General features: G+C 56.0%; 19 protein-coding genes. 11 read left to right on the forward strand and 8 right to left on the reverse strand.

Features of this window, described 5'->3' with window-relative positions:
• Nucleotides 1-11 precede the first annotated feature (11 nt).
• The 5 genes from FEM03_RS19055 to FEM03_RS19075 all read left to right on the forward strand — a co-directional run bounded on the left by FEM03_RS19055 (nt 12) and on the right by FEM03_RS19075 (nt 7,364).
• Nucleotides 12-1,529, forward strand: a complete 1,518-nt coding sequence (locus FEM03_RS19055) for a DUF1501 domain-containing protein (RefSeq protein WP_240772841.1) — start codon at nt 12-14, stop codon at nt 1,527-1,529.
• Entirely contained in the window at nt 1,529-3,373 is a 1,845-nt protein-coding gene (locus tag FEM03_RS19060) for a C39 family peptidase (RefSeq protein WP_138087888.1), read from the forward strand. The genes FEM03_RS19055 and FEM03_RS19060 overlap by 1 nt, the downstream gene beginning before the upstream one ends.
• 4 nt (nt 3,374-3,377) lie before the next feature.
• A complete protein-coding gene (locus FEM03_RS19065; RefSeq protein ID WP_138087889.1) occupies nt 3,378-3,917 on the forward strand; it encodes a hypothetical protein in 540 nt (179 codons plus the stop codon).
• Nucleotides 3,918-3,987: 70 nt separating this feature from the next.
• The gene (locus FEM03_RS19070) at nt 3,988-6,009 is read left to right on the forward strand and encodes an ABC-F family ATP-binding cassette domain-containing protein (protein WP_138087890.1); all 2,022 of its coding nucleotides are present in this window, start codon (nt 3,988-3,990) and stop codon (nt 6,007-6,009) included.
• Between the two features lie 194 nt (nt 6,010-6,203).
• The gene (locus FEM03_RS19075) at nt 6,204-7,364 is read left to right on the forward strand and encodes an ROK family protein (protein WP_138087891.1); all 1,161 of its coding nucleotides are present in this window, start codon (nt 6,204-6,206) and stop codon (nt 7,362-7,364) included.
• Nucleotides 7,365-7,462: 98 nt separating this feature from the next.
• Here FEM03_RS19075 and FEM03_RS19080 read toward each other — a convergent pair whose 3' ends face one another.
• Nucleotides 7,463-9,448 carry a beta strand repeat-containing protein gene (locus tag FEM03_RS19080; protein WP_166443000.1) on the reverse strand — a complete coding sequence of 662 codons (1,986 nt, stop codon included), beginning with the start codon at nt 9,446-9,448 and terminating at the stop codon, nt 7,463-7,465.
• A gap of 342 nt (nt 9,449-9,790) precedes the next feature.
• Nucleotides 9,791-10,819 (reverse strand): aspartate-semialdehyde dehydrogenase, encoded by a 1,029-nt coding sequence (locus FEM03_RS19085; RefSeq protein ID WP_138087893.1) that lies wholly within the window; start codon nt 10,817-10,819, stop codon nt 9,791-9,793.
• A 127-nt stretch (nt 10,820-10,946) separates the two neighbouring features.
• On the opposite strand from FEM03_RS19085, the gene FEM03_RS19090 reads away from it, so the two are divergent.
• Nucleotides 10,947-11,411: a L,D-transpeptidase gene (locus FEM03_RS19090; protein ID WP_138087894.1), complete on the forward strand. Its 465-nt coding sequence runs from the start codon at nt 10,947-10,949 to the stop codon at nt 11,409-11,411.
• Nucleotides 11,412-11,846: 435 nt separating this feature from the next.
• Nucleotides 11,847-12,032, forward strand: coding sequence for a hypothetical protein (locus FEM03_RS19095; protein WP_138087895.1), 186 nt, complete (start codon nt 11,847-11,849; stop codon nt 12,030-12,032).
• A gap of 43 nt (nt 12,033-12,075) precedes the next feature.
• Here FEM03_RS19095 and FEM03_RS19100 read toward each other — a convergent pair whose 3' ends face one another.
• On the reverse strand, nt 12,076-12,708 hold the full coding sequence (locus FEM03_RS19100) for a DNA-3-methyladenine glycosylase (protein WP_138087896.1): 633 nt from the start codon (nt 12,706-12,708) through the stop codon (nt 12,076-12,078).
• 39 nt (nt 12,709-12,747) lie between these two features.
• On the reverse strand, nt 12,748-14,430 hold the full coding sequence (locus tag FEM03_RS19105) for a hypothetical protein (protein WP_138087897.1): 1,683 nt from the start codon (nt 14,428-14,430) through the stop codon (nt 12,748-12,750).
• A 206-nt stretch (nt 14,431-14,636) separates the two neighbouring features.
• Between FEM03_RS19105 and FEM03_RS19110 the strand changes: the two genes are divergently transcribed.
• The 4 genes from FEM03_RS19110 to FEM03_RS19125 all read left to right on the forward strand — a co-directional run bounded on the left by FEM03_RS19110 (nt 14,637) and on the right by FEM03_RS19125 (nt 21,926).
• Nucleotides 14,637-16,757, forward strand: a complete 2,121-nt coding sequence (locus FEM03_RS19110) for a PSD1 and planctomycete cytochrome C domain-containing protein (RefSeq protein ID WP_138087898.1) — start codon at nt 14,637-14,639, stop codon at nt 16,755-16,757.
• Nucleotides 16,735-18,177 carry a DUF1501 domain-containing protein gene (locus FEM03_RS19115; RefSeq protein WP_240772842.1) on the forward strand — a complete coding sequence of 481 codons (1,443 nt, stop codon included), beginning with the start codon at nt 16,735-16,737 and terminating at the stop codon, nt 18,175-18,177. Before FEM03_RS19110 ends, FEM03_RS19115 begins: the two co-directional genes overlap by 23 nt.
• 105 nt (nt 18,178-18,282) lie before the next feature.
• Nucleotides 18,283-20,601, forward strand: a complete 2,319-nt coding sequence (locus tag FEM03_RS19120) for a DUF1549 domain-containing protein (protein WP_138087899.1) — start codon at nt 18,283-18,285, stop codon at nt 20,599-20,601.
• A 20-nt stretch (nt 20,602-20,621) separates the two neighbouring features.
• The gene (locus FEM03_RS19125) at nt 20,622-21,926 is read left to right on the forward strand and encodes a DUF1501 domain-containing protein (RefSeq protein WP_138087900.1); all 1,305 of its coding nucleotides are present in this window, start codon (nt 20,622-20,624) and stop codon (nt 21,924-21,926) included.
• A gap of 38 nt (nt 21,927-21,964) precedes the next feature.
• Here the strand turns inward: FEM03_RS19125 and FEM03_RS19130 are convergent, their stop codons facing one another.
• From FEM03_RS19130 to FEM03_RS19145, 4 genes are all read right to left on the reverse strand, one after another.
• On the reverse strand, nt 21,965-22,693 hold the full coding sequence (locus tag FEM03_RS19130; RefSeq protein ID WP_138087901.1) for an amino acid ABC transporter ATP-binding protein: 729 nt from the start codon (nt 22,691-22,693) through the stop codon (nt 21,965-21,967).
• Nucleotides 22,683-23,453, reverse strand: a complete 771-nt coding sequence (locus tag FEM03_RS19135) for an amino acid ABC transporter permease (protein ID WP_138087902.1) — start codon at nt 23,451-23,453, stop codon at nt 22,683-22,685. Before FEM03_RS19135 ends, FEM03_RS19130 begins: the two co-directional genes overlap by 11 nt.
• Nucleotides 23,454-23,551: 98 nt before the next feature.
• A complete protein-coding gene (locus FEM03_RS19140) occupies nt 23,552-23,992 on the reverse strand; it encodes a DUF5069 domain-containing protein (RefSeq protein WP_138087903.1) in 441 nt (146 codons plus the stop codon).
• Between the two features lie 123 nt (nt 23,993-24,115).
• Nucleotides 24,116-25,327: a saccharopine dehydrogenase family protein gene (locus tag FEM03_RS19145; RefSeq protein ID WP_138087904.1), complete on the reverse strand. Its 1,212-nt coding sequence runs from the start codon at nt 25,325-25,327 to the stop codon at nt 24,116-24,118.
• Nucleotides 25,328-25,340: the final 13 nt, after the last annotated feature.

Genomic DNA, 25,340 nt, shown 5'->3' on the forward strand with positions numbered 1-25,340 from the left:
GTGAAAAGCTTATGATGAATGACTTATCCAATTCGAGTGCCTGCACAGGTGCGTGGTCGGCGGCGGGAATGTCGCGTCGGGAGGTGCTCTCGAAGATGGGGATGGGGCTTGGGGGGATGGCGTTGGCGGACATGATGGGTGGGGGAGGGACAAAGTTGGCGGCGGCTGAAGCGTCTTCAATGGCGGCGGCTCGGGTGGGTGGATTGTCTCATCTGCCGGATTTTGCGCCCAAGGCGAAGAGGGTGATCTTTTTGTTCATGAGCGGTGGTCCGTCGCAATTTGAGAGTTTTGATTACAAACCGGTGTTGCAGAAGAACCAAGGGGATGAGTTCCCGGCTTCGTTCAGAAAGGGCGGCAAACCTTTGGGAATGTCGGGGGCGCAGAGCAAGTTCACGATGGTGGGCTCGCCGTTTGAGTTTCGTCAGCACGGGCAGAGTGGGGCGTGGATAAGTTCGCTATTTCCGCACACGGCGAAGGTGGCGGATGATCTTTGTTTTGTGAAGAGCATGACGAGCGATGCGGTGAATCATGATCCGGCTTTGACGTTCATGCAGACGGGTTCTCAGTTGCCAGGGAGACCGAGCATGGGGGCGTGGTTGAATTATGGACTGGGCACGGACAATGCGGATCTGCCGAGTTTTGTGGTGCTGATCAGCAAGCGCGGAGTGGACCAGCCATTGAGTTACCGGTTGTGGGACAGCGGGTTTTTGCCGTCGCATCACTCCGGGGTGCATTTTCGGACTGGCAAGGATGCGGTGCTGTTCTTGAGCGAACCGGCGGGGGTGTCGCGGGCATCAACGCGGCGGATGTTGGATGCGTTGAAGGAGATGCATACGGAGAAGATGAGGGCGATGCCGGATGCGGGGGTAAATGCGAGGATTGAGCAGTATGAGATGGCCTTTCGGATGCAGGCGAGTGTGCCTGAGGCGACGGATTTGAGTTCCGAGCCGGAGCACATTTTTAAGTTGTATGGCGATGACGCGAAAAAAACGGGGAGCTTTGCGGCGAATTGCATTCAGGCGCGTCGACTGGCGGAACGCGGGGTGAAGTTCATCCAGTTGTATCATCCGGGTTGGGATCACCATGGCGGGCTTTGTGAGGAGTCGGCTTATCCGACTTCGGCTCGTGAAGTGGACCAGCCATGTGCAGCGTTGCTAACGGATTTGAAGAATCGTGACATGTTGAAGGACACCTTGGTGATCTGGGGTGGAGAGTTTGGCCGGACGAGTTATTCACAGGGGAATTTCTCGAAGAAAGAGACCGGAACTCCCGCCTACGGCAGAGATCATCATCGCGATTGTTTCACATTCTGGATGGCAGGTGGTGGCATCAAGGGTGGGCTGACTTACGGGGAGAGTGATGAACTGGGATACAATGTGGGCCGCGATGCGGTGACGGTGAATGATTTCCATGCAACGGTGCTGCACCTGTTGGGGATCAATCACGAGCGCTTCACTTATCGGTTCCAAGGCCGTGATTTCCGACTGACAGATGTGGCGGGAAATGTGGTTAAGGCTATAATGGCCTGATGATTTCGCGCTTAATCCGAGCTTCCGTCGCCAGGACGGGGGTGTTTGTGGTGTTGATTTTGATGTCGATGGGAGGCGTGATGGTGGCGTCGGCCCAGGAGCGAATGCATGAGCTGAAGCTGGATTTGGATGCGGTGCTGAAGTTGCCGGATTTGTGGGATCTGACACCTGAGACGCTTGCCGAAAGGTGTCCTGCCGAGGGATTTGAGTCGAATCCGTTTTTTAAGTGGGCGGCAGAGGAGACGAGTGGGAACCGGTTCGCGTTTTTTTCGCGTCAGCCGTTTGCCAATGTGAAGGTCGAAGCGTCTTTGTTTGGCGGGACGGTGTTGGTGAACACGATGGTGGTGCAGTTTACCAACAACAAGGTTACCGAGGTGTTGGTGGTGTTGCATGGCACGGAGGTGGATGGGCTGTTGGGACTGGATGAGTTTGATGCGAAGAAGTCGGCCTGTGCGACGGGCCTGGTGGGTTTGGTGGGAGCGCAAGCGATGGGGCAGAAGCGGTATTTTGGAAGCAAGTTGGTGCGGTCATTGGAGTCGCAGTCCTACTCGGGCAAGGAGGCGACAGCGTGTTTGGATGCGGGGGTTGAAGCGAAGCTTGTGAGGTTTGTGTTGGCTCCGGCGGGGACTGACCCTGCGGTGTTGCTGGCGCAGCCGGTGGTGGAACTGGAGCGGGGAGCGACGGAGTATTTTTGTGATCTGGATGGGTTGATGAAATTTCCGCAATCGTGGGAGATGACGCCGGCAAAGTTCGAGGCGGCGTTTGGGGTGGACCGGTCGGGGGATACACCGATTTTTCAATGGTTGAATGCGGAGAAAACGGCGGCGCGTTTTTCGAGGCAGCCATTTTCTAATGTGGCGGTGGATCTGACGATGTTTGGTGGTCGCGATCGGGTGGAGGAGGCGGTGTTTGATTTTGCGGATGGCAAACTTTCTCAGGTATATGTGTCATTATACAACCGGGGGGATAGCGGCCCCATTTCGAAGGATGAGTTTGATGCGAGGTTCAAAAAATCGGGTCAGGCACTGATTGGGTTGCTCGGTGCGAGGCCGGTGGAGCATCGGTCGACGGCTCCGACGGCGGTGAAGACGACGAGTTGGTTGTGGAACACGCCTCATACGCTGGCCTTGCTGGAGTATAATGCGGAGGCCACCGTGAAGAAGGCGGCGGCGGAGTTTTTAAGGTTGAGAGTTGCGCCGGTGGCGAGGAGGGATCAGTTGCTGAACATTGCGGCGATTGGTCAGTCGACGACGACGTTGAAGCGTGGGGATCTTTTGCAGTTTGTGAAGAAGGAGTCGAATGGCGATGTGCTGGTGACGGGGATCCCGATGGTGGATCAGGGGGCGAAAGGGTATTGTGTGGTGGCTTCGTGCGAGCGGTTGTTTGGGTATTTGAACATTCCTTGTGATCAACATGAGCTGGCATCGATTGCGGGCAGTGAGGCGGACCGGGGAACGACGGGAGCGGCGTTTGTGGAGGCGTTGAAGAAGATCAACACGCGGTTCAAGGTGCGGTTCAAAGCGCTCTTGGAGAAGGCTCCGCTGGAACGCAGTGATGCGAGGGAGGCGAGACCGGACCGGTTTGCGAAGATGATTCAGGAACAGATTGACCGTGGGGTGCCGTTGTTGTGGGCCTTGCAGCTGGGGTTGTTTCCGGAAGAGCCGAACACGGCCTTGCAGGCGGGTGGCGGTCACATGCGGTTGATTATTGGGTATAATATTCCGCGTGAGGAGGTGTTGTTCAGTGACTCATGGGGAGCCGGGCATGAGCTGAAGCGGATGAAGCTGACCGACGCGGTGAATGCGACGTTTGGGGTTTATCTGGTGGAGCCGAAGGGACGGTGATTTTATGAAACAGCTGCTGCTACGGGGTTTTATTTTTATCGGTGGTGTGACGGCAGTGCTAGGCGGATTGAGTTTGTGGTGGGCTGGGGGGGAGAAATCACGAGTTCATGAGGCTGTGGTGAAGTCTGCTCGACTGGCTGCGATTCCAAGTTCCGATTACAAGGCCAAAACGGAGGGAAACGTATTTAGCAGGGTGTATTGGATTTCTTTTAGGTGCGATGATGCCGCGTTCACTGCCTTTATCGAAGCATCACCTAGCTTGAGAAATGTTACGCCGTATATTTTTCCATTTTCTCAAGAGCATGCAGAGCCTACAACTTTTGATCAACCTCCTGAATATGAAAGAGAGGCGATGCGTAACGCAGAGTATTTTTGGGGCGGCGACATCGACGAATTAGCTGAGACAGCTGAATTCTGGAGATCAACGACTTCTAGAAAAAAGGGCCGACGGTATGAGATAATTGTTCCCGAAGAAGCAATTTTTGGCTGGCTACTGAGGGATGATGAAAGCGGAGAGGTCTTTCTTCTTGTGAGATACAGCTGAACGAAAAAGCTAGCGTGTCAAATGTTGTGGAACTTGCGCGTGGGCACTTTGCTGGCATGGTGGCAGGTTCATGCTTGCTGCTGAAAATCTTGGGATCTCTTATGGACCGCGCCGATTGTTCGGTGAGGTGAATTTTACCATTCGTGCGGGGGAACGCGTTTCGCTGGCGGGACCGAACGGGGCGGGGAAATCGACGCTGCTAAAAATGATCGCGGGGGTGGAGCAGGGGGATGAAGGCAAAATCATCAAGGCGAAGACGGTGCAGGTGGGATATTTGCCTCAGGAGGGGGTGGAAATTAAGGGAAGGACGATTTTGGCGGAGGCGGAGACGGCGTTTCAGGACGCGATGAATTTGCAGAAGGAGATGGATGAGGTGGGCGCGGCGATGGATGAGATGGATCCGCAGTCGGATGAATACGGGGATGCGCTGGAGCTTTATGGGGATTTGCAGTTGCGACTTGAGCATCACGACGTGTCGCGGATGCGCTCGCGAATTGAGAAAGTGATGACGGGTTTGGGGTTCAAACACTCGGATTTGGACCGGCTCACGGACGAGTTCAGCGGGGGCTGGCAGATGCGGATTGCGTTGGGCAAGTTGCTTTTGGCGGAGCCGAGTGTGTTGCTTTTGGATGAACCGACGAACCACCTCGACATTGAGACGGTGGTGTGGTTGGAGGAGTATTTGAAGGGGTATCCGGGGGCGATCATTTTGATCAGTCACGATAAACGATTGCTGGACAATTTGACGAACCGGACGCTGGCGTTTGAGAACGGTCGGGCGAGCATGTATCAGGGGAATTATTCATTTTTCCTGCGGGAGAGCGCGGCGCGGCGCGAGCAATTGGTGCGGGCGAAGGCGAATCAGGATCGTGAGATTGCCAAGACGCAGCAGTTCATCGACAAGTTCCGCGCAAAGGCTTCGAAGGCGTCGCAGGCGCAGAGTCGGATCAAGATGCTGGAGAAGGTGGAGCGGATTGAGCTGGAGAGCGACGAAGCGGAGATTGGGTTCCGTTTTCCTCAGCCGCCGCAGAGCGGTCATTCGGTGATGCGGCTGGAAGGAGTGGCGAAGAGTTACGATGGGGTGCGGATGATTTTGCAGCCATTTGATTTTGAGATTTTTAAGGGGGATCGGATTGCGATTGTGGGGGTGAACGGGGCAGGCAAGACGACGTTCAGCAAGATCGTCGCGGGCGTGGAGAAGCACACAGGAGGGGATCTGGAGCTGGGGCACAAGGTGGCGATCGGGTATTATTCGCAGGATCATGCGGATGCGCTGGATGGGAGTTTGACGGTTTTTCAGACGATTGAAAAAGCGGCGAAACGGATGTCGGAGTCGGAGATGCGGACGCTTTTGGGGTGTTTCCTGTTCAAGGGGGATGATGTGTGGAAGTCGGTGAAGGTGTTGAGCGGTGGGGAGCGGGGCAGGCTGGCGCTGGCGGGGATGTTGCTGCGTCCGTCGAATTTTTTGGTGCTGGATGAACCGACGAACCACCTTGATATGCGTTCGCAGGGAGTGCTGCAGAAGGCGCTGGAAGAGTTTGGCGGGAGTTATGTCATTGTATCGCACAACCGGGATTTCCTTGATCCGATTGTGAACAAGACGCTGGAGTTCAGGGTGGGGGAAGCGCCGAGGTTGTATTTGGGGAACCTGAGTTATTATCTGGAGAAACGGGCGGAGGAGCAGGCGCGTGCGGCGTCGCAGGCGCGGGTGGCGGCAGCGGTTCCCGTGGCGAAAGTGGCTCCGGCAGCGGTGACGAATGCGAAGGCGGCTGCGGATGAGACGGTGGTGTCGGGCAAGGACAAGGAGCGTCGGCGTTTGGATGCGTTGCGCCGGCAGGAAAAAACGCAGGTGTTGAAACCTTTGCAGGCGAAGCTTAAGGAGGTGGAGGGGCTGATCGAGACCATTGAAAAGGACAAGGCGATCCAGTTGGGATTGATGAATGCTCCGGGGTATGGCGAAGATGCGGGAGCCGCGCGGGAGATCGCGATGAAGTATGCGGAGTTGGAGAAGTCGTTGAGCCGGGCGTATTCGCAGTGGTCGGAAGTCAGCGAGGAACTGGAGCGTGTGGAGGCGAAATTTGCGGAAGATTAGGAAAAAGGTGCGCTTATTTTTTTCAATAGCCTTATTTCAATTGGGCAAAGAGCGAAAAACGCGACCGTTTGTGCAGATCGGTTCGATGAATTTTCGACGTAAAAGCAGCGTTGGCCTGTCTAATGCGTCTAAATCACACATGATGGCTTGAAAATGTCATCAGACAGGGTGAAGAAGGGTTCGATTCTCAATTTATGCTAGGATTAAAGGTTCAAGACAACGCGGAATTTGGGGCTGAGATTATTCGTAAAGTGCGCGAAAAAGGCGGCCTTTCACGGGTGGAATTGGCGCGTGAATTGGGGGTGGCGGCTTCAACGATTGGTCGACATGTGGATGCGCTGGTTTCGGGGCAGTATTTTACGGAGACCGTGGAACCAACTCGTGAGGCGGGCAGACCTCCCACCCGCTTGCGTCCGAATGCGGGGAGAGGCTGTTTTGTAGGGGTGGATTTTTATTCCAGCAGCCTGTATGCGACGGCGGTGGACTTTGCGCAGCACAACATTGTGCAGAAAAGTTATGAGCTGAATGGCAAGGCGGGGGTGGATTTTGTTTTGGAGGAGCTGGCCGGAGCATTGAAGGACATGAGCAGTGCGGCAGGAATGCCGGTGCTGGCGGTGGGTTTGGCGACTCCGGGTCGCGTGGATGCGTCTCGCGGCGTGGCATTGCATTATGCGCAGGTGCCTGGTTTTCTTGATGTGCCGTTGGCGGAGAAGATGCAGGAGGTCACCGGGGCGAAGACGTTTGTTGAGAACAACATTCGCACGATGGCGCTGGCGGAACGCTGGTTTGGCGTGGCGCGGGGTTGTCAGGAGTTGATCTGTCTTGGGGTGCGTGTGGGGATCACGGCGGGGATTGTGCATCAAGGCCAGTTGTCGACCGGTTATCGCGGTCTGGGTGGAGAGGTGCGGGGGATGAATTGTCCGGTTTACGATGCGCAGAAGGACGAGTGGTCCTGGGGCGCGGACAATGCGATTGAGACGACGGCAAGTGTGCCGGCAGTGTTGTCGCGTTATTTCCAATTGAGTGGCGAAGAGGTGGAGATGGAAGCGTTTTTGGCCGCGGTGGAGGGCCGGGTTCCGGCAGCCATGATTGCCTTGAAAGAGGCGGCGGCGGTGCATGGTTGGTTGATCACGCAAATGGCGCAGGTGACCGATCCTGAGATGGTGGTGTTGTCGGGTCCGCTGACAAAGATGGGTGACGTTTATCTGGATGTGGTGAAGGAGATGTCCGCACTTTTCGCGAGCAACTATTACCCGCAGGTGCCGATTCATTTGTCGGAACTGGGTGAATTTGCGGGTGCGGTCGGTGCGGCGGGGTTGGCGCTGGAGCGCTGGCGGCCGGATGACATGGGCTGATGAATGAGCGGTCTCCAAGGAGGAGACGGGGACAAAAAATGCCGCCGGTTGGGAGATTCGGGTGATCGACGGCCGGAGCGCCCGCCTCGCAATCTCCATCAGATGATGCGCGACTGACGGCGGCGACGGCTCACGACAAGAGCGCCAAGTCCGACGAGGGCAAGGAGCGTTTTTGAGGGCTCAGGAATGGCGGCGACGGAGATGACGCCGGTGGAGAGAAAGTTGCTGACGTCCCAGAGACGGGTGAGGGAGCTGATGTCGGGCAGGTCGAATTGCAGACCATTGTCGCTGCTGCCATCGCGGAGGTTGGTTCCGACATCAAAGGTCCCGGCCAGGGTGCCGGACCAGCCGAGCAGGGTGAAGCTGTTGCCGACGGCGAAAGCGGTGTCAAAGGCTCCGGTGCCGGTGGTGAGGCTGGTGGTGACGTTAACATTGCCGTCGAGGGTCAGGGCATCAGCAGTGGTGATGTTGATGCGGTCATTGTCGCCTGCGCCTTCAATTTGGAGGACGGCGGTGCCGCCCGTGTTGAGGGCGAGTTGTGACAGCGTGATGGTGCCGGTGAGTCCGCCACCGTCGTCGCCGGGTCGGAGAAAGCCGCTGGTGATGGTGGTGGATCCGTTGATGGTGCCGGTGCCGGAGAGGCTGGCAGCGGCGTTGTTGACGGTGACAGCGCTGCCTGCGCCGAGGGAGCCCACGCCACCGAGGCCAACCTGGAGTGTGCCACCGGAAATGGTGGTGGCACCGGTGTAGGTGTTGACGCCGCTGAGGACCTGGGTGCCGGTGCCGAGTTTGGTGAGGGCGATGACTCCGTCGTTGGTTGCGGGGACGGCGTTGTTGGTGATGATGCCGGAGAAGGTGCCGGAAGCATTGCCACTTCCGACGCGCAGGTTGCGTTGGGTGGTGCCGCCGGTTTGATCGCTTTCTGAGGTGATGGTGCCGCCTCCGGTGAGGGCACCGGTGGTAAAATTCACAGGGGTGGCGTTGTTGTTGGTGGCGAGAATGAGAGTCGCACCGGTGGCAACGGTGGTTTCGCCGAGCTGATGGTCGCCCGGTGAGGTGCCAGATTTGATAAAGGCGAGAATGCCTTCCGAGACGTTGGTGGCTTCAAGAATGGCGGCGGCTCCGGTGGTGGCGGTATTGGTTCCGCCCAGGGTAAGGGCTCCGCTGCCGAGTTTGGTAAGGATGTGACCGGCACCGCTGATGGTGTGACCGGTCATGGTCAGGCGGGTGCTGCCAAGGACGGTGATTTCGATGTCGTTGGTGAGGGTGATGACGGGGGTTCCGGCGTTGAAAGTGCCGATAGTGGTGTTGTTGCCGGAGGTGCTGCCAACAGTGCCGTAGGTGAAGCTGCCGTTGAGCACCTTGTTGAAGATGCCGGTGACGGTGAGGCCGGTGCCGCTGTTGTTGAGGATGCCGCCGTTGATGGTGAAAGTGCCGGTGCCAAGGGCGGTGGCATTGCGGAGATTGAGCGTGCCGGAGGTGAGCGTGACGCCGCCGCTGAAGGTATTGGCCCCTGACAGGGTCCAGACTCCAGTCCCGGATTTTTCAATGGCGAGGGTGCCGATGCCGTCGCTGATGATGCCGCTAATTTCGGAACCGGTATTGATGCCGTTGAGGGTGAGCAGGGCGGTTCCGACAACGCCAGTGCTGACGCCGTTGAACACTTTGATGGCGACGGCAGCGGGATTGGTGGTGGAACTGGTCCAGGTCTGGTTGGCTTGAAGGCTGAGATTGACGGCATTGACGAGGGGGTCGGTATTGGAACCGATGTTGAACGCTCCGCGCACGTGGTTGATGCCGCTGGCACCAAGGTTGAGGGTTTGGGCAGTGCCGCCGCCAAGGAGGGTGGTGACGAAATTGTTGGAGGTGTTGGTGGCGAGGCCCAGGGCGGATTGGGTTCCGTTCAGGTTGACGATTTGGTCGACGGTGGCGGTGGTGGTGCCGAAAATGGCGATGTCGGATGCGCCGGGCGGATTGGCGGGATCAGGGGTGGCGGCGGTCTGCAGGGTGGACCAACTAGTGGGATCGGCCCAAGAGGTTCCGCTGCCGTCCCAGAAGAGGTTGACCGCGCTGGCATGGGGCAAGCAGGACAAAAAGACGGCAATGAATGCAATCGCAAGGACCGGGAGTGGACGGCGGGACTTGGAAAGGAAAACGGTCATGGTGGCGAGCGATGGGCCGCAGGATTGGTTGAGTGGCGGGGAGGGATGAGGGTCAGGACGGCGTGTTCAAAAAAACGCGTGATTCAAATTGTGAGGGGAGGGGTTATTTTTGGCAAGACATAAACCGCGTTAAATGGTGCCGGGTTGTTCCCTCCGGTGATGCTGTGCACGCGTTTAGGGAGTCTGCTGTGGGGGCAGACGGTCGCAGATAATGGACGCGACGGGGTTGAGGTGGACAGAAATGTCCACCCCCCTTGCTTTAGCTTAAAGGCACTCGGCGATTTGGACGGCGTTGAGGGCGGCACCTTTGAGGAGCTGGTCCCCGGCGACCCAGAAGGCGAGGCCGTTGTCCAAGGCGCAGTCGATACGCAGGCGTCCGACGGCACAGTTGTCTTTGCCAGCGACGTTCAGGGCGAGAGGATACTGCTTCAGGGAAGGATCGTCGATGACGTCGAGGCCAGGGGCGGCGCTGAGCACTTCGCGCGCGGCTTCGAGGCTGATGGGGCGCTCGAACTCGGCGTTCACGGCGACGCTGTGGGCGCGGAACACGGGCACGCGCACGCAGGTGACGCTGGCGCGGAAGTCGGGGTGGTGCATGATTTTGCGCCCCTCGTTTTCCATTTTCATTTCTTCCTTGGTGTAGCCGTCGTCGAGGAAGGAGTCGACATGGGGAAGCGCGTTGAAGGCAATCTGATGGGGATAGACTTTGACAAATTCATTGGCCACCTGGACGTCGTCCCACTTACGCTCGGAGCGGGCCCATTCGCGGGTTTGGGCTTCGAGTTCTTCAATGGCCTGTGCACCGGTGCCGCTGACGGCCTGGTAGCTGGCGGCGATGACGCGTTTGACGCCGAAAGCCTGATGCAACGGATAGAGCGCCATGAGGGTGATGGCAGTGGTGCAGTTCGGATTCGCGACGATGTTTTTGGGAAGGTTTTTGAGGTCGCCAGCATTGATTTCGGGCACGACGAGGGGCACCTGATCATCCATGCGGAAGGCAGAGGAGTTGTCGACCACAATGGCTCCGGCGGCGGTGGCGTGCGGGGCGAATTCCTTGCTGATGCCGCCTCCGGCGCTGAAAAGCGCGATGTCTACCCCTGTGAAAGCGTCGGCGGTGAGTTCCTTGATGGTGATGTCCTGACCCTTAAATTTCATGGTCTTGCCAGCGCTGCGTGCGGAGGCAAGGAGGGTAAGTTCACCGACGGGGAAGGCGCGTTGTTCGAGACAGCGCAGCATTTCCACGCCGACCGCGCCGGTGGCACCGACGATCGCGACGTGTTTGAGATTGCTCATTAAGGAAGGGTGGTGTGTGGTTAGATTGATACGCTTTGCTGATCCATCTGGTTCGGCGAACGCACCTCCCCGGTTGCCCGAGGGCGGTCAAGATGACACATTCCGCAAAACGATCAACTTCAACATCATGCTGCTGTCCCGACCAAGATTGGAAGTTTCCATCGCCACCCAGATCCTGAGTCTGTGGGATGGATCGCGATTGGTGAAGAGCTGGCCGTGCAGCACTTCGAAGTTTGGCATTGGGTTTGAGGAAGGTTCGATGAAAACGCCGCTCGGGCATTTTCGCATCGCGGAAAAGCGTGGGGATGGGGCCAGTTTGCACACGATTTTTAAGGCGAGAGAGCCGGTTGGTGAATGGCATGCTGGTGAGGCGGAAAGCGAAGATTTAATTCTGGGCCGGATTCTCTGGCTCGAGGGGGGTGAGGAGCGCAATGCGAACACTTTGGGCCGCTACGTTTACATTCATGGCACCAATGGAGAGGACAAAATTGGTCAGCGCGCGAGTCACGGCTGCATCCGGCTGCGCAATCAGGATGTGGTCGAACTCTACGATCTAGCGAAGGTGGGGATGCCGGTATGGGTCAATGAATGAACCAACCCACGGAGAAAAACACACGCGGATTACGAGGGCACCCGATTGTTAATGTGAAGGAAATGTTTTAATCATTTCTGCTGGCAAAACTCCTGCTTGCATCTATACAGAACGGACGCTTGGAAAATCTTCCAAATGTTCACAATCAACAAACGTTAATCTAATTCAATCCTACATGAAGCTTACTCTTCTCGCTCTCGCCATGGCCGCCGTCGCAATGGTCTCCTGCAAATCCAAAACCACCTCCGCCCCTCCTCCTCCAGTGGACATGGGCTACAGCAGCAGCAAATAATCAATTTTTGCTGATTTGTTGACCAAATCATCAAGGCGTGTTGGGAATTCCCGACGCGCCTTGTTTTTTGCCTTTTTTTGTATCAAGCGGGTGTTTGAGCGCGTATGATTTCCTGCTCAATCTTTAAATTCAACCAATTCAACATGACCCGTATTCTTACCCTGATCGCCTCTGTTTCTCTTCTCAGCCTCGCCTCCTGCGCCACGCACGGCAAAAAAGGTTCCTCCTGCTGCGGCACCGACAAAGCCAAAAAAGAGTGCTGTGACTCCGCCAAGAAGGACAAAAAAGATTGCGCCACTTGCGCTCCTGACGCCAAGAAAAAGGCCTGAGTTTTTTGATTTAGGAATCAGTTCCACTTTAGAACCGCCGCGCTCAAATTTTGGGTGTCGGCGGTTTTCTTTTGGCTCCGGGGACCTTGCCATAGGACACACTAACATGGGGATGGTTGGCGGCGAGAAATCGCCAGGGGAATTCGGCCGCTTTGCTGATGCCCACGCGAACATCAGCGACCACGGTTACTGTATGAGAGGGTTTGGGTTGCCGCAATTGTCCGAGGGGGCTGCGCTCGGGGCCGGTGAGGGGCAGTCCGTGGTGATCACCGGTGATGCCCAAGGCCAGCGCGAGTTTTCCCGGACCGGAGCAAAGGTGTCGGCCTTCGCGTCCACCCCGGCGTTCTTGCATGATCGGGATGCCGTCTTTCGGTTCGAGGGCGCGGACAAGGATCAGTCCATCACGCTGACCACCTTTCGCCAGCAGGTTGAAGAGCCAATACATGCCGTAGTTGAGATAGACATAAGCGGAGCCGGGCGGATGGTTTTGCACGAACGCGCGGGCGGAAAGACGCGAGGCGGTGTGGCAGGCGGAGTCACCTTCTGCGGCGTAAGCTTCGGTTTCGACGATGATGCCGCTGCAACCGTTCCAGTGAAGTTCAATGCCAATGAGGTCGCGGGCGACGATAATGACATCGCGCTGGAAGAAGGCGGGGGTGAGGGGGGTGGAGGGCATGGGTTTTCTCATGCGAGGAACGCGAGGCACGGAAGAGATTCAATCTGGATTGGGTCGCCGGATATTGACACGGATGAAGGCAGCTTGGAGGACGGCTTTGCCATTGAACTCCGCCGTGCCTTCGGGCTTCCAGATGGAGAGGAGACGCATGCAGCCGTCGCTGAGTATGGTGGAGGTGGCAATCTTGGTGCGATGGAAGTTTCTGATAGGTAATGGGGAATCGTGGGCTGCCGGTTCGGATTGGGGTGTCGGTGAGGCGTAATGATATTCGAGACTGAGATTAAGGTCGATAGTTTGCCCGTCAGGTGTGATTACTGGATCCAATTCAAGACGCGTGCCGATGAGTTGAGAGTCTTCAAAAACGACTCTCATGGTGCTCGCATCCGTTGGTGTCGGGACTTCACGCTTGTTTTCATCAACGGCTGCCGGAGCGACAGGAACTTTGTCGTGAGAGATAAATTCAATTTCTTTGGCTTGGAGCATCTCTTGTCCCGCTTGAGTTACGCCGCGTTGGCCGCTTCGACAGTCGAGATGAATGGTTCGCAAGTGCTTTGCTTTGTTCTGACTAATCAGCTTTTCGATTTCATTCCAGACTTGAGTGTGGTCCCCCTGCTGTTTGGTCTGGTTGGAGAAGTGTTGTAGTGAGTTGGCATCAGCTTGGACGATCTCTATGGTGTGTAAAATTTCAGCAGGGTTCATTCTGCATCCTCCAGAGGTGTAGGCTTCGACGGCGTCGAGCGCGGCAGTGGTATTGACAACCGTTAACAAGTGATTGTAGGGATCAAATGTCGCCAATGAGCCCTCGGGGAATGGAATGCCTTCGGCTTTCAGGATGGTTTCAGGATTACGTCGTAATGCCTGATCGGCTTCTTGAGATGGGGCGAACGGATCAGAAATCGTGGATTGTAATAGTTCTGCGGGAACTGGGAAGGTTCGCAACTCCATTCCTGCGGGAACGAGGGGTTGAGGCCGACCTTCAGCAATGGGACTGACGGTTTCGACCTTGTCCGCGAGACGGGTGAGAATTTGCTGGAGGCGGGTATTCGGTGCGGGAATTGCAGATTGTAAGTGGACGGTAAGGAATGCTGCCTGCATTATTTCTGGGCGGCCAAGGACTTCATTCGAGGGAACAGTCCAGACACTCAACAGCTTGGTGGCACCGACATCAAAGTAGGAGGAGGTAACAGTTTTGGTAAAGTGAAGATCCGTCATTGGAATCGGAAATTTCTGCGGAGCACCGAGGAGGTTCAGTGGCTCATCGCGATGTTCTGGAGGCGAAAAGTGGTATTCCAATCCGTAGTTGAGATCGACTCCCCGCTGATTGGCTAGCAATACAGGATCCGCTTCGAAAATGAGTCCGACTTGCCGTATTTCCCGCCCGAGGGCGACGGTTCCGTTGTTAGAGAGATTAATTTCCTGGCTCTGCAGGATGTCTTTGGCCGTGTCCAGCACCATTCGCCCCCCGGACTTAATCTCACCTCTCTGTGTGGCAGTGATGCGGAATGCTCCGGCAGGTTCTGATAACAATGCTTGGGATAGCCGGGGGCCATGGTCACGCTGCTTTTGTAAGTCCGCCAAGAGTCGGTGCATTCTGTCAGGTTCCGCCTCAATGATCTTCAACTCCAAAGCAATAACTTTTGGCACTTTCTCATTAAGGAGATCTGCTACACGTTCAAAGGCCTGCATGCGGTGGTAGTTGAACGGTTTTAACAATCCATTCATTCGGCGCTGCTGGTGTCTGCGCTTTTGTGGGGATGGTGAAAATGCAGGCAATCAGCAGAGCGAGAAGGAGGTTTTTCAGGACGTCAGGCATTGGGCGCATTGTCTCAGGCAACAAGATTTGAGGGAAGCGCGAATGTTTGGGGAAAGTGGTGTTTTTTTGGACAATATCGGAGCGAAAGATGGACGGGGGAACGTTGGTTTAATGGATGAAGTTTTTTGTCGCCAGTTCAGTTCTGCTTTGGGCGCTTTCTGCGGCGGCCTTTGCAGGAGTGGACTATGGGCGGGAGGTCAAACCGTTGCTGGCGAGTGCTTGTGTGCAATGTCATGGGGCAAACAATCCGAAGTCGGGGTTACGATTGGACACGGCGGCGAGCATTTTGAAAGGGGGGGAAAGTGGTGCGGCGGTGGTGCGGGGACGGGCGGATGAGAGTTTGCTGGTAGCCCTATTGAAAGGGGCGCATGGCGAGATTCCGGCGATGCCTTACAAACGCAATCCGCTGGGTGACTCGCAGGTGGAATTGATCAAGCGATGGATCAATGAGGGGGCACGGGCTCCCGAAAATGAAGTGCCGAGCCGGTGGATGCATTGGTCGTTTGGTGCGCCGATGCGGTCGAATGGGAGCGAGATGTCGATGCAGCAAGGAGGAGGGCATCCGATTGACCGGTTCATTGATGTGGCTCTCGCGGAGCAGGGAATAGAAGCATCGCCGTTGGCTGAGTCGGCGACTTTGGTGAGGCGGTTGCATCTGGATTTGACGGGGTTGCCGCCGACGTTGGCGGAAGCGCAGAAGTTTGAACGAGCTTTTGAGAATGAGGGTGGTCGTGATCTTGCGGTGGGGCAGTTGGTGGACCGGTTGCTGGCCTCACCTCACTACGGAGAACGCTGGGGCCGGTGGTGGCTGGATCAGGCACGATATGCGGACAGCAATGGTTACAGCATTGATGCGCGGCGCAGCATCTGGCCGTATCGCGACTGGGTGGTGAAGGCCTTGAACGATGACATGCAGTTCGACCAGTTCACGATTGAACAGATTGCCGGGGATCTGCTGCCGGATGCGCCGACTTCCGCCATCGTTGCAAGCGGATTTCATCGCAATACCCAGATCAATGGCGAGGGCGGGATTGATCCAGAACAGTTTCGTATTGAGTCGGTGTATGATCGGGTCGCAACCACGGGCACGGTTTGGCTGGGGTTGACGATTGCCTGCGCGCAGTGTCACGATCACAAATTTGATCCCATTTCGCAGAAGGAATATTTTGAGCTTTTTGCGTTCTTCAACAGCACGGAAACGGATGGTCATGGCGGCACCAAATCGGCGGTTCATGAACTGGTGGGGGAACCCTTTCAAAAGGAGGCCGGAAAAAAGAAAACGGGGACCACTTTGATTATGAAGGAGCTGCCCGAGCCACGGGAGACGCGGCTGTTCATCAAAGGAGATTTTACCCGACCTGATGAGTTGGTGACACCGGGAACGCCGCAGGTGCTTCCAGCGTTGGTGTCGAGATCGGCAAAACCTGATCGCCTGGATCTGGCAAGATGGTTGGTGGATCGCAATAATCCGCTGACGGCGAGGGTGATCGTGAATCGGGTGTGGCAGGTTTATTTTGGTCGTGGTCTGGTAGAAACGGAAAACGATTTTGGGGTGCAGAGCAGTGCGCCAACTCATCCGGAGTTACTTGACTGGCTGGCAGTGGAGTTCATGGAAAGTGGTTGGAGTCTTAAACACATGCACCGGCTGATTGTGACGAGCGACGTCTATCTGCGAAGCTCAAAGGCGCGTCCGGAGTTGCATTTGAAGGACCCTGGCAATTTGCTGTTGGCGAGACAGAATCGGCTGCGGTTGGATGCGGAGTTGGTGAGGGATGTAAGTTTGGCGAGCACGGGATTGTTGAATCCAAAGTTGGGTGGGCCTCCGGTGTATCCGCCGCAGTCGGCTGAAGCCATGAAGGGTGGTCAGATCACGCGGGCATGGCCGACGAGCAAGGGGGCGGATCGTTATCGCCGGGGGCTGTATACGTTCTTCTACCGGTCCACTCCGCCTCCGTCGATGATGGTGTTTGATTCGCCGGATTCGCTGACGGCATGCACGCGCAGGGCCCGAAGCAATACGCCGTTGCAGGCGCTAACCTTGTTGAATGATCCGGCTTATTTTGAGTTTGCAGAGGCGATGGGCGAGGTCGTAAGGACGGAAGGCGTGGGGTCGGCTTTTCGTCGGGCGGTGACGCGTCAACCTTTGCCCCAGGAGTTGTCCAGGCTGGAGGGGCTTGATGCGCTGACCATTGGGCGGGTGTTGTTGAATCTGGATGAAACGATTACGCGGGAGTGATGTGATGAATCTGGATCAAACACGACGTCATTTTTTCAGCCGATGTTCGATGGGCTTGGGATCGATTGCGCTGGGTTCGATGATGGCGGGGACCAAAGGGCTGGCATCGTCGACATCAAGCGGGGCAAGGAAACCTCACTATGCGCCAAAGGCGAAGAACGTGATTTTTCTGTTCATGGCCGGGGGGCCGTCGCAGTTGGAGTTGTTTGACTACAAACCACGGCTGACGGAGTTGCATGGTCAGCCGATTCCGCAGAGTTATCTGGAGGGCAAACGTTTTGCCTTCATGGACAGCAGTCATGGGGTGAAGCTGCTGGGTTCAAAACCGACTTTCAAACAACATGGACAAAGCGGGGCGTGGGTGTCGGATCTTTTGCCGTTCACGGCAGGGGTGGCGGATGAGCTTTGTTTTGTGAAATCGTGTGCAGCGGATTTGTTTAATCACGCTCCGGCGAAGCTGTTCATGAACACGGGCAGCGGTCAGTTTGGTCGGCCCAGCATGGGGTCATGGGTGACTTATGGTTTGGGGAGTGAGGCGGATGATCTGCCGGGATTTGTGGTTTTGCAGAGTGGTCCGCGTGGACCCCGGGGCGGGGCGGTCAATTGGGCGAGCGGCTTTTTGCCAACCACTTATCAGGGGGTGCCGTTGCGTGGGGTGGGAGAGCCGATCTTGAATTTGAGTTCGCCGAAGAACATCAGTCACGCGGACCAGCGCGTGGCGATTGATGCGATTCGGGATTTGAATTTGGCGAGGTTGGTGGAGACGGGGGATGCGGAGATTCAGACGCGGATCAATGCGTATGAAATGGCTTATCGAATGCAGACGAGCGCGCCGGAGTTGATTGATCTGCAAGGGGAGTCGAAGGCGACGCTGGATTTGTATGGAGTGGATCCGTCGCAGCCGTCCTTTGCGCGGAATTGTTTGCTGGCGAGGCGCTTGGTGGAGCGTGGGAGCCGGTTTGTGCAGCTCTATCATACCAACTGGGACAGTCATGGCGGACCGGGGGAAACGTTGGAGGATGATTTTCCGAAGCGTTGCCGTGAGGTGGATCAGGGGTGTGCGGCGTTGGTCCGGGATTTGAAGGCGCGGGGTTTACTGGAGGACACGCTGGTGATTTGGGGCGGGGAATTTGGTCGGACGCCGATGGGCGAGAATCGGGCAAAGACGGGGCGCAATCATCACATCGACGCGTTCACCATGTGGTTTGCGGGCGGGGGAGTGAGGCCGGGGATGACGTTGGGAGCGAGCGATGAACTGGGGTTCAATGCGGTCGAGAATCGGGCGCATGTGCATGACATCCATGCGACGATTTTGCATTTGCTGGGGATGGATCATGAGCAGTTCACTTTCCGATTTCAGGGGCGCGATTTCCGTCTGACGGACGTTTATGGCAGGGTAATGCACCAGATGCTGCTGTAATGATGTTCTGGCAGGGAAATTTTTGAAAGGTGACGCCGACTGAATCGTTTTGGTGCCGGAATTCGGCGTTGAGGCCGGGTGCGTTGCTGTTTTGTTTGAACCTATATGAAAACTTTTTTGCCATATCTGTCGAAGGGCTTGCGCTTGTTGATGGTGGTTGCGGCTTCGGCGGTGGCTTTGGAACTGTCTGCCCAGGAAAAGGGTGGATATGCCAACACCAAAGTGGTCGAGTTGAAGACGCCTCCTGCTAAAGTAGCGGGCTCGACGGAGGAGGAGCCCGAGTTGAAGGCGGTGGTGGCGAAGATTGACGAGTTGTTGATGAAGAAGCTGGTGGCTGAAAAGGTCGAGCCGACCGCACGGGCCAATGATGAGGTGATGGTTCGTCGGATTTATCTCGATGTGATTGGGCGCGTGCCAACGAAGGATGAAGCGGTGGCGTTCATCGATTCCAAAGATCCGGAAAAACTCGCAAAGCTGGTGGACACCTTGCTGGCTTCGGAGGGTTACGTGCAAAACATGTTTAACTTTTGGGCGGATGTGTTGAGGGTGAAGACCGGGATTGCGCCGGGTGGTCAGGGAAGCAGCACGGGGGTGGCATATATCCAGTGGCTGAAAGAATCGCTGCGCAGCAACAAACCGTATGACCAGTTGGTGCGGGAGCTATTGACGGCGGATGGGGCGAGTTATGAGAACGGGGCAATCGGTTATTACATGCGCGATTATAACATGGCGCTGGATAACATGGCGATCACCACCCAGGTGTTTATGGGGACGCAGATGGTGTGTGCCCAGTGCCATGACCATCCTTTTGATAAGTGGACGCAGATGGATTATTACCAGATGGCAGCGCACAGTTACGGCATGCGCGGCACAGCGGTGCTGACGGGTCAGGAGGGTGTGACCAGATTGATGCAGCGTGAAAAGGTCAAGCCGGCTGAGCGACGTGAGTTACAACAGGCTTTGGGGCTGATCCGCTTCCGTTTGCGGTTCAATCACATTGCGGCGTTTGATCGGAAACTGGAGTTGCCGGATGACTATCAGTATGACAACGGCAAGCCTGGACAGGTGATTAGTCCGTTGATTCCTGCGGCCCTTGGACCTGAGGGAAATATTGTGGAGGAGGGCAAGGCGCCGATTGAAGCTTATGCCCAGTGGATGACGTCGCGTGAAAACCCGCGCTTCACGTTGGTGGTGGCGAATCGGCTGTGGAAGAAACTCTTCGGCATGGGAGTGATTGATCCGGTGGATGAACTTACTGACTCAACGGTGCCTTCCAATCCGGAACTGATGGCGTTTCTGGACAAGACCATGAAGGACTTGAATTATGATATGAAGGCCTATCTGCGGGTATTGTTGAATACGGACCTGTATCAACGTGAGGCATACACGAAGGATGTGGAACCAGGAGAGGTTTATCATTTTGTGGGTCCGGTTTTGCGTCGGATGAGTGCGGAGCAAATTTGGGATTCGATGGTGGGGCTGATGCGCGACAATCCAGATGAACCGAGTGCGGCATCTTATCTGGAGACCAAGCAGGCCTTGACCAAGATTGAGTGGATGGACCGTTTGCTGGAGGTGCAGAGTCCGAAAGAAGTGTTGGATGGGATGCGCACGATTGCCGACTATCAGAAAGTGTTGGCAGCTGAGGTGAAGGCCCATTTGGAGACCTTGAAAACGAGCAAGGATGAGAAGGAAATTCGCGCGGCGAGGCAGGCGGCGAGACGTCAACGGGCGAAGATCTACGAGAAGGCGGATGAGGTGGTGTTCAATCGGGGTTATCAAAAACTGGCGAAGGAGATTCGAACCCATGGCGTGGATGCGGTGGCGGCAAAAACGGACGAGGAGTTCGCGAAGCAGATCGCATTTGCGGTGAACAAGTTGGATGATGATGCATCCATGGAAGAAGCTCAGGCAGCGGTGCTGGCGGAGATGAGCAGGCCCAACCGACGCTTGTTGGAGACGGTGCGGGAGCGCGAGATGAAGGAATGGAGCGTGGGCAAAGACAAGGAAGAACGGCAGGACTACCGGCTGTTTGCGGATTACCGTGACAAGTTTGCGTGGCGTTCGGCGGATCTCCGTAATCCGGCTCCGAACGGACATTTTCTTCGGCAGTATGGTCAGAGTGATCGCGAGTTGGTGGACAACAGCAATCGCGAGGGAAGTGTCATGCAGGCATTGACGATGATGAATGGTCCGTTGTTCCGGAGCCTGATGAATCCTTATTCGAAATTGAGTCGGGACATGAAAGGGGATGCTTCGAATGAGGAGATGATCGATACGATTTATCTGAGCACCCTGTCGCGTCGAGCCACTGCGGAGGAGAAGTCGATACTGGGTGAGGTGATGGCATCAAGCGGCAAGAAAGGGCGCGGGGATGTGTTGTGGAGTGTGCTGAACACCCGTCAGTTTTTGTTTATCCAGTAAGTTTCCAATCTGCTAAATTTATGAATGGTCTTTTAACTCAGGCGAATGTGCCCACACGGCGTCAGTTTATCTCAGGAGCGGCGAAATCGTTCCTTGGGGTTAGTTTGTTAAACCAGTTGCAGGGCAAAGGTTTGGCGGCGGGAGCGGATGCTGCGACGGTAAAGCAGGTGGCTTCGGCTAGGAATGTGATTTATCTCTATATGACGGGGGGGATGAGTCACCTCGATACGTTCGATCCGAGGCCTGACCATGCTGAGGTGAATGGCGATACGGAGGCGATCAAGACGAGTGCGGATGGGGTGAGGATCAGTTCAAGTTTGCCGTTGATGGCAAGGCAGATGAACAAGGTGGCATTGGTGAATTCATTGTATTCAACCCAGGGGGCGCATGAGCAGGGGAATTATTTCATGCACACGAGTTATACGCTGCGGTCGAGCATCAAACATCCTTCGATGGGGGCTTGGTTGGAGAAGTTTCAGATGCGTGGGAATCCGACCTTGCCGGGGAGTGTAATGATCGGGAATGACAGCCGGCATCCCGGAGCGGGCTTTTTTGAGTCGAAGTTTTCGCCGTTGATGATCAATGATCCGGATGACGGGATTTCCAACAGTCGCAGGAATGCGTTTTTTGAGTCGGATGAGAAGTTCGCGGACCGGCTGAACCTTTCGCGAAAACTGGATGTGGGTTTTGCGGAGAAGTATGATGTCAAGAACGTGCGGGCTTATTCGGACATGTATGACGATGCGGTGCGGATGATGAAGAGCGAGGAGTTGGTGGCGTTTGATTTGAGCAAGGAAGACGACACGCTGCGAGATCGTTATGGGCGCGAGTCATTTGGTCAGGGTTGTTTGCTGGCGCGTCGATTGGTGGAGCATGGGGTGCGTCATGTGGAGGTGACGTTTGGGAACTGGGATACGCACAATGCGAATTTCATCCGCGTGCCCGAGTTGTGTCAGGAGTTGGATGCCGCGTTGAGCACCTTGTTGCAGGATCTGGAAAGCCGGGGGTTGCTCGGGGAGACGCTGGTGGTGTTGGCGACGGAGTTTGGTCGCACGCCGAAGATCAATACCAATGAAGGCCGGGATCACCATGCAAAAGCGTTTACCTGTTTGATGGCCGGTGGCGGGGTGAAAGGCGGGATGGTGTTTGGGAAAAAGGATGAACGGGGCGATGACGTGGCGGAGGATCGGGTGACGATTCCGGATTTCAATGCAACGATCGGGTATGCCCTGGGATTACCGCTGGATCATGTCTTGTATTCGCCGAGCAAAAGGCCGTTTACGATTGCGGACAAGGGCAAGCCGATCACGGCGTTGTTCGGGTGAGTTTGAATGGCGGATGGTGATGGAGGTTCACTTTCGTTTCAATATTTCATGACCCGCGAAAGGAACCGTTGGGCGGTGGGCGAGGCCGGTGACTCAAAGAAAATCTCCGGCGTGGCGAGCTCTTCGATTTTGCCTTTGGCCAGAAAGGCGATCTTGTCAGCGACGGCACGGGCAAAACCCATTTCATGGGTGCTGAGGATGATGTGCTGACCCTCCTTCGCGAGTTCGTGGATAAGGTCGAGCACCTCACCGGTCATCTCGGGATCGAGAGCGGAGGTGGGTTCGTCAAGAAAGAGGATGCGTGGCTGGCTGGCGACAGCGCGGGCGATGGCGACGCGTTGTTGCTGACCGCCGGAGAGCTGAGCCGGAAGCTTGTGGGCGTGGTCGAGAAGGCTGAATCGATCAAGGGATTTCTCAGCAGTGACTTTGGCGTGTAAGGGTGTGAAACCATGGACCTTCTCAAGCGGCATACTGAGATTCTGAAGCGCGGTGAGATGAGGAAACAGATTGAAGGCTTGAAACAAAAATCCGTTTTCGCGGCGGAAAGCGAGGATATTTGCAGGGTGGGTGGGCAGAGGCGTTTCGTTGATGGACACCTGACCTGAGTCGGGCGTTTCCAGTCCACCAAGCACACGCAGCAAAGTGCTTTTTCCGCCGCCAGAGGGGCCAATGAGGGCGAGCACTCGGGCTTCGGATCGAAGATCGAGCGCGTCGAGGGCAAGGTGCTGTTTGAAGCGTTTGTTGAGCGCGGTGATTTCAAGTTTCATCGCGGTAGCGGCGTTCGAGTTGATGGGAGAGAAAGGCAACCGGGGCGGTGAGGATCAGATAGCCGATGGCCAGAGGGACGTAAGCCTCAAGGCCGCCATAAGTTTGGGAGGTGTAGACTTTGGCCTGATAAGCAAACTCCTGGACGCCGATGACCGACAGCAGCGAAGAGTCTTTGATCAACGAAACAAACTGACCGGCGACCGCAGGAAGGACGCGCCGCAGTGCCTGGGGAAAGATGACATGACGATAGGTTTGGAAGCGATTGAAGCCCACGGCGCGGGCGGACTCCCATTGGGTTTTCGGGATGCTTTCAATGCCACCACGGAAGATTTCGCCGAGATAAGCGCCCTCGAAAAGGGAGAGAAGAAGGATGCCAATGATAAGCCTGTCGTCCCAGCCCATGCTGCCGAGAGACCTCGAGAACAGGGGAGCGAAGATGACGAAATAGCCGACCAGCAATTGAACGAGCAGGGGGGTGTCGCGAACTAGTTCCAGGAACATCCGGCAGGTCCATCGCACGGCGATGAGTGGACTTCGCTGACCCAGCATGAGCAGCAGTCCGACCAGGAGACTGCCGATAAGAGCGCCCAGAGACAGCAACAGAGTCGCCAGCCAGCCGCGAAACAACATTTCGCGATACTGCCAGGGTTTGGTCCAGTCCCATTGATTGCCGAGACTCTGGAAAATCAGCGTGGCAACAATCGAGAACGCGAGCGCGATGATCCCGGCGGCGAAAAAGTTCCAGCGGCGGAGGTTCATAGGAGAGGATACCAACACGAAAAAAATCCCTCTGACTGACGAGCAGACAGGGGGATTAAGATCAATGCACTTTGAGTGCCATCAACTGCCCGAATCAATTAGGCGAGCTCAGCGGTGTAGAAGGTCTGCCAGTCGTCGAGGTTGTTGAGGTTCACGGCGTCTTTCACGCTGCCATCATCAGGGCGACCGGCGGCGGCGAGGATGCTGGCGCGGGTGCCGTCATCGTGGATGTAACCATTGATGGCGTCGTTCAACTGCTTGACGGCTGCCTGATCGAGGCTGCCACCTTTTTTCTCGAGCACCCAGCCTTCGAGTTGAACATAAGTTGGTTTGCTTGCCTTGATGTAGTCAAGGAATTCCGTGCGATCAAGGCCCAGACCGTCGAGCACCATTTGGTCATATCCTTGGCCTGCGCCTGGGTAGTCGGAATGAAGTTTGCCGACGGCTTCAAGTGAGGCTTTCTGCCACAAGCGGGGAAGGTGTTGCACGCCGAGAGGACCAGCGACGCCGGAAGAAATAAGGGGAACGATTTGGCTCATATTTGTATGAAGTGTTTTATTTTGGTATCAGGGGAATTTTCCCTAGGACAGTCTGCAAAAACACCGATCCAACGGCAAGTGTTTTCTTGGTGAATCCAGCGTGGTCTGGAAAGACTCGGGGGCTTATTTGCCGTCGAACAAGGGTTCGGTCGGGAACGTTTCCACCCATGGCAGGCCGTAGGTGTTCAAGTCTTCCATGAACGGATCGGGATTCAACTGCTCGACATTCCACACGCCGGGCTGACGATATTCAGCGGCATTGGTGAGAAGCTGCTTGGCGGCAATCATGGCCGGAACCCCGGTGGTGTAGCTCACGCCTTGGCTGTTCGTTTCCTTGTAGCAATCTTCGTGGTCCTTGATGTTGAACACGTAATAACGAAGCGGTTTGCCGTCCTTGCCGGTGCCTTCAATCCAGTTGCCGATGCAAGTTTTGCCTTTGGTGTCGGCACCCAGCGTGCCGGGTTCAGGAAGCAGGGTTTTCAGGAACTCGATGGGGATGATGTCCACGCCGTTGTGTTTGACGGGATCAATGCGGGTCATGCCGACGTTCACCAGCACTTCCATGTGTTTGATGTAGTTGTCGCCAAAAGTCATCCAGAACCTCGCACGGCGCATCGGGATGTGTTTGGTCAATGACTCCAGCTCCTCGTGATAGAGGCAGTAGATGTTTTTCGGGCCGATGCCATCCGGGAAATCGAAGCTCTGTTTGATCTCCAAAGGTTTCGTTTCCACCCAGGCACCATTTTCCCAATAACGACCATTGGCAGTGACTTCGCGAAGGTTGATCTCGGGATTGAAGTTGGTGGCAAACGCCTTGCCGTGATCGCCCGCGTTGCAGTCGATGATGTCCAGCGTGTCGATGGCGCTGAAATGATGTTTCAAGGCATAAGCCGTGTAGACATTGGTGACGCCGGGATCGAATCCACAGCCCAGCAGAGCCGTCAACCCGGCTTGTTTGAACTTGTCCTGATAAGCCCACTGCCAGTGATACTCAAATTTCGCCACATCGCGTGGTTCGTAGTTGGCGGTGTCGATGTAATGCACGCCGGCTTCGAGGCAGGCATCCATGATGGTAAGATCCTGATAGGGAAGCGCGACGTTGATCACCACTTCAGGTTGGAAGCTTTTCAGCAAGGCCACCAGTTCCGGCACATTGTCTGCATCCACTCCGGCCGTTTCAATCTTGCGATCCAACTCAGCGGCAATCGCATCACACTTTGATTTGGTGCGGCTGGCCAGCATGATTTCGCCGAAAACTTCCGGCAGTTGCGCGCACTTGTGAGTAACCACACGGCCAACGCCGCCAGCTCCGATGATCAAGACTCGATGGGACATGGGATTCAGTGAA

The sequence above is a fragment of the Phragmitibacter flavus genome, from assembly GCF_005780165.1.
Taxonomy (GTDB): domain Bacteria; phylum Verrucomicrobiota; class Verrucomicrobiia; order Verrucomicrobiales; family Verrucomicrobiaceae; genus Phragmitibacter; species Phragmitibacter flavus.

Bases quoted from the DNA above. Each gene is read 5' to 3' on its own strand.
- FEM03_RS19145 (WP_138087904.1), bottom strand. From the start codon at position 25,327: ATGTCCCATCGAGTCTTGATCATCGGAGCTGGCGGCGTTGGCCGTGTG.
- FEM03_RS19130 (WP_138087901.1), bottom strand. From the start codon at position 22,693: ATGAAACTTGAAATCACCGCGCTCAACAAACGCTTCAAACAGCACCTT.
- FEM03_RS19095 (WP_138087895.1), top strand. From the start codon at position 11,847: ATGACCCGTATTCTTACCCTGATCGCCTCTGTTTCTCTTCTCAGCCTC.
- FEM03_RS19075 (WP_138087891.1), top strand. From the start codon at position 6,204: ATGCTAGGATTAAAGGTTCAAGACAACGCGGAATTTGGGGCTGAGATT.
- FEM03_RS19125 (WP_138087900.1), top strand. From the start codon at position 20,622: ATGAATGGTCTTTTAACTCAGGCGAATGTGCCCACACGGCGTCAGTTT.
- FEM03_RS19135 (WP_138087902.1), bottom strand. From the start codon at position 23,453: ATGAACCTCCGCCGCTGGAACTTTTTCGCCGCCGGGATCATCGCGCTC.
- FEM03_RS19055 (WP_240772841.1), top strand. From the start codon at position 12: ATGATGAATGACTTATCCAATTCGAGTGCCTGCACAGGTGCGTGGTCG.
- FEM03_RS19085 (WP_138087893.1), bottom strand. From the start codon at position 10,819: ATGAGCAATCTCAAACACGTCGCGATCGTCGGTGCCACCGGCGCGGTC.
- FEM03_RS19120 (WP_138087899.1), top strand. From the start codon at position 18,283: ATGAAAACTTTTTTGCCATATCTGTCGAAGGGCTTGCGCTTGTTGATG.
- FEM03_RS19090 (WP_138087894.1), top strand. From the start codon at position 10,947: ATGCTGCTGTCCCGACCAAGATTGGAAGTTTCCATCGCCACCCAGATC.
- FEM03_RS19070 (WP_138087890.1), top strand. From the start codon at position 3,988: ATGCTTGCTGCTGAAAATCTTGGGATCTCTTATGGACCGCGCCGATTG.
- FEM03_RS19140 (WP_138087903.1), bottom strand. From the start codon at position 23,992: ATGAGCCAAATCGTTCCCCTTATTTCTTCCGGCGTCGCTGGTCCTCTC.
- FEM03_RS19060 (WP_138087888.1), top strand. From the start codon at position 1,529: ATGATTTCGCGCTTAATCCGAGCTTCCGTCGCCAGGACGGGGGTGTTT.
- FEM03_RS19115 (WP_240772842.1), top strand. From the start codon at position 16,735: ATGAAACGATTACGCGGGAGTGATGTGATGAATCTGGATCAAACACGA.
- FEM03_RS19065 (WP_138087889.1), top strand. From the start codon at position 3,378: ATGAAACAGCTGCTGCTACGGGGTTTTATTTTTATCGGTGGTGTGACG.
- FEM03_RS19110 (WP_138087898.1), top strand. From the start codon at position 14,637: ATGAAGTTTTTTGTCGCCAGTTCAGTTCTGCTTTGGGCGCTTTCTGCG.
- FEM03_RS19105 (WP_138087897.1), bottom strand. From the start codon at position 14,430: ATGAATGGATTGTTAAAACCGTTCAACTACCACCGCATGCAGGCCTTT.
- FEM03_RS19100 (WP_138087896.1), bottom strand. From the start codon at position 12,708: ATGCCCTCCACCCCCCTCACCCCCGCCTTCTTCCAGCGCGATGTCATT.